This window comes from Eubacterium ramulus, assembly GCF_003122485.1.
In the GTDB taxonomy this organism is placed as follows: Bacteria; Bacillota; Clostridia; order Lachnospirales; family Lachnospiraceae; genus Eubacterium_I; species Eubacterium_I ramulus_A.
This window is the reverse complement of sequence record NZ_JRFU01000176.1, coordinates 1-3,511: the sequence shown is the minus strand read 5'-3', so window position 1 is coordinate 3,511 and position 3,511 is coordinate 1. Positions and strand designations below refer to the sequence as shown.

General features: G+C 45.7%; 2 protein-coding genes and 1 pseudogene. All 3 read left to right on the top strand.

What is annotated here, in order from left to right; genetic code table 11:
• Nucleotides 1-493: pseudogene (locus LG34_RS16845) on the top strand (class I SAM-dependent methyltransferase); the annotation flags it as partial.
• Between the two features lie 28 nt (nt 494-521).
• Complete coding sequence (gene hslO / locus LG34_RS14420) at nt 522-1,394, top strand: Hsp33 family molecular chaperone HslO (RefSeq protein WP_109216680.1); 873 nt, start codon at nt 522-524, stop codon at nt 1,392-1,394.
• The gene (locus LG34_RS14415) at nt 1,391-3,379 is read left to right on the top strand and encodes an NAD(+) synthase (RefSeq protein WP_109216679.1); all 1,989 of its coding nucleotides are present in this window, start codon (nt 1,391-1,393) and stop codon (nt 3,377-3,379) included. The genes hslO and LG34_RS14415 overlap by 4 nt, the downstream gene beginning before the upstream one ends.
• The last annotated feature ends 132 nt before the right edge of the window (nt 3,380-3,511 follow it).

The window sequence follows — 3,511 nt, the reverse complement described above, 5'->3', positions numbered from 1 at the left end:
GCAGGATATGCGGGAATTTGAATTATATGGAACCGTGAAGGCAGTGGTATGTGTCTGTGATTCCATGAATTATCTTCTGGAGGAGGAAGACCTTGCAGAAGTATTTTCACTGGTGCATAATTATCTGGATCAGGACGGAATCTTTATTTTTGATATGAATACGCTGTACAAATACCGGGATCTGATCGGAGATGCGACCATCTGTGAGAACCGGGAGCATGAAAGTTTTATCTGGGAAAATTGTTTTGACGAAGAAAGCAGTATCAACGAATATGCGCTGACGCTGTTTGTCGAGCAGGAAAGTGGCTTGTATGCCCGTTATGAGGAGTTTCATTATCAGAGAGCTTATGAGTTGGAAAAGGTAGAAGAATTGATCAAGGCATCAGGTCTGGAATTACTGGCAGTCTGTGGCGAAGGAACCAAAGAGCCGCCAAAGGCAGATTGTGAGCGGGCATATTTTGTGGCAAGAAGACCACAGCCGCATATATTTTAAAAACATAATAGAAAAAGGAATGAAAAACATGGAAGATTATATTGTAAGGGCAACTGCGGCAGACAGTTCTATCCGCGCATTTGCCATGACTTCAAAAGGAATTGTAGAGGAAGCAAGACAGCGCCATCAGACAAGTCCGGTAGTGACAGCAGCACTTGGAAGACTGCTGACCGGCGGAGCTATGATGGGTGTCATGATGAAAGGGGACAAGGATCTGCTGACCGTACAGATCCAGTCTGGCGGTCCGATGAAAGGAATGACCGTTACCGCGGATTCCAAAGGACATGTCAAAGGTTATCCGGTGGTAAATGATGTTATGCTGCCGCCAAACAAACAGCACAAATTAGATGTAGGCGGAGCAGTCGGTGTCGGTATGATGCGTGTCATCAAAGATATGGGGTTAAAAGAGCCATACGTGGGAACCACCGTTTTACAGACCAGTGAGATTGCCGAAGATTTAACATACTATTTTGCCACATCGGAGCAGGTACCGTCCTCTGTGGGACTTGGCGTTCTGATGAACAAGGACAATACGGTACGTCAGGCAGGCGGTTTTATCATCCAGTTAATGCCATTTACGGATGATAAGATCATTGATGCGCTGGAGAAAAAACTTTCCGAGATCACTTCTGTTACCAATTTACTGGAAGAAGGACATACCCCGGAGAGCATGCTGGAGTACATTTTAGGCGATTTCGGTGTGGAAATTACAGAGAAAATCCCGGCATCTTTCTACTGTAACTGTTCCAAAGACCGCGTGAAAAAAGCGATCATCAGCATCGGAAAGAAAGATTTAAAAGAAATGGTGGCAGACGGCAAACCGATCGAAGTAAAATGCCATTTCTGTAATACCGCATACACATTCAGCATTGAGGAATTAAAGGAGATCTTAAAACAGTGAGACAGGGATTTATCAAAGTAGCGGCTTTGACACCGAAGGTGAAAGTTGCGGATACGACATATAACCGGGAACAGATCTGCATGCTGATCGATGAAGCACAGGAAAAAGGTGCCAAAATACTGGTATTTCCGGAGCTGTGCATTACAGGTTATACCTGCGGAGATCTGTTTTATCAGGAATTACTTTTAAGAGAAGCAAAAAAAGAGCTGCTGGCGATCGCAAAATATACCGAGCGCAAAGATTGTCTGGTGTTTGTGGGACTTCCACTGGAGCATCAGGGAAAATTGTATAACGTGGCAGCAGCTATCGCACAGGGAAAAGTACTTGGACTGGTTCCAAAGACACACATCCCGAATTATAATGAATTTTATGAGCGCAGACATTTTGTATCCGGCATGAAACAGCCGGTTCCGGTTGCATTGGACGAGGATATTATCGTGCCGATGGGCACACAGATTTTATTCCAGTGCCGTCAGATGCCTGCATTAAAAATTGCAGCAGAGATCTGTGAGGATGTCTGGGCACCAAATCCGCCGGGAGTGGATCATGCACTGGCAGGAGCAACCGTTCTGGTAAACCTGTCTGCCAGCGATGAGACAACGGGCAAAGATATTTATCGCAAGAGTCTTGTGACCGGTCAGTCCGGTCGCCTGATCTGCGGCTATATTTATTGCAGCGCGGGCGATGGAGAGTCCACACAGGATGTCGTTTATTCCGGTCATAACTTGATCGCGGAAAACGGTTCCCTGCTGGCAGAATCCAGACGTTTCTGCAATGAGAGCATTTATACAGAACTGGATATTGCACGTCTGAATGAGGAGCGTCGCCGTATGAGTACGTTCCCGGCATCCAATGAGACTTATATCAGTATTGAGTTCAGCTTAAAGGAAGAACAGACGGAACTGACCCGTTTTGTAGATCCGGCACCGTTCGTACCGGGCAATAAGGCAGACCGCGAAAAACGTTGTGAAGAAATTTTTATGATCCAGGCAATGGGATTGAAAAAACGTCTGGAGCACACCAATGCTGCCACAGCAGTGGTTGGAATTTCCGGTGGACTGGATTCTACACTGGCATTGCTTGTTATGGTAAAAGCATTTGATCTGTTGAACCGGGATCACAAAGACATTGTGGCAGTGACAATGCCTGGATTTGGAACCACAGACCGCACTTATGATAATGCCGTCAGTCTGATCAAGTCTCTGGGAGCAACTTTCCGGGAAGTCAGCATCGTAGATTCTGTCCGTACTCATTTTCGTGATATTGGTCAGGACGAGGCTGTGCATGATGTGACTTACGAAAACGGACAGGCCAGAGAACGTACACAGATTCTGATGGATATTGCAAACAAGAGTGGCGGTATGGTCATTGGAACCGGAGATATGTCAGAACTTGCTCTTGGTTGGGCGACTTATAATGGCGATCATATGTCTATGTATGGTGTCAATGCTTCTGTACCGAAAACACTGGTGCGTCATCTGGTGCGCTATTATGCGGATACCTGCGGAGACGAGACACTTCAGAAGGTACTGTATGATGTACTGGATACTCCGGTCAGCCCGGAACTTCTTCCACCGGAAGATGGCAAGATTTCCCAGAAAACAGAAGATATCGTGGGACCATATGAGTTACATGATTTCTTCCTGTATTATATTCTGAGATTTGGATGTACACCGAAGAAAATTTACCGTCTGGCAAAATATGCTTTTGACGGAACCTATGATACAGAGACAATTCAGAAATGGTTAAAAACTTTCTATCGGAGATTTTTCAGCCAGCAGTTCAAACGCTCTTGTCTGCCGGATGGACCAAAAGTCGGAACAGTTGCAGTATCCCCGCGTGGTGATCTGCGTATGCCGTCTGATGCAAGTGCAAGAATCTGGATGGAAGAATTAGATCATCTGGATGATGAGCCAAAACAGGCAGCAGGTGGATTCCTTGGCGGAAGCTGGGAGGCATTTGCGGCACAGATGAGTCGTCAGTAGAAGTAGGATAATTCAGTCTGAATATGGTTTTTATATCAGATGAGAGATGACGTCCCATCTCTATATGTGATGAGGAACAAAATTATATCAGATGGGAGATGACTCCCATCTCTATAGGTGGTGAGAAACAAG

Coding starts and splice junctions, on each gene's coding strand:
- hslO (WP_109216680.1), top strand. CDS start 522: ATGGAAGATTATATTGTAAGGGCAACTGCGGCAGACAGTTCTATCCGC.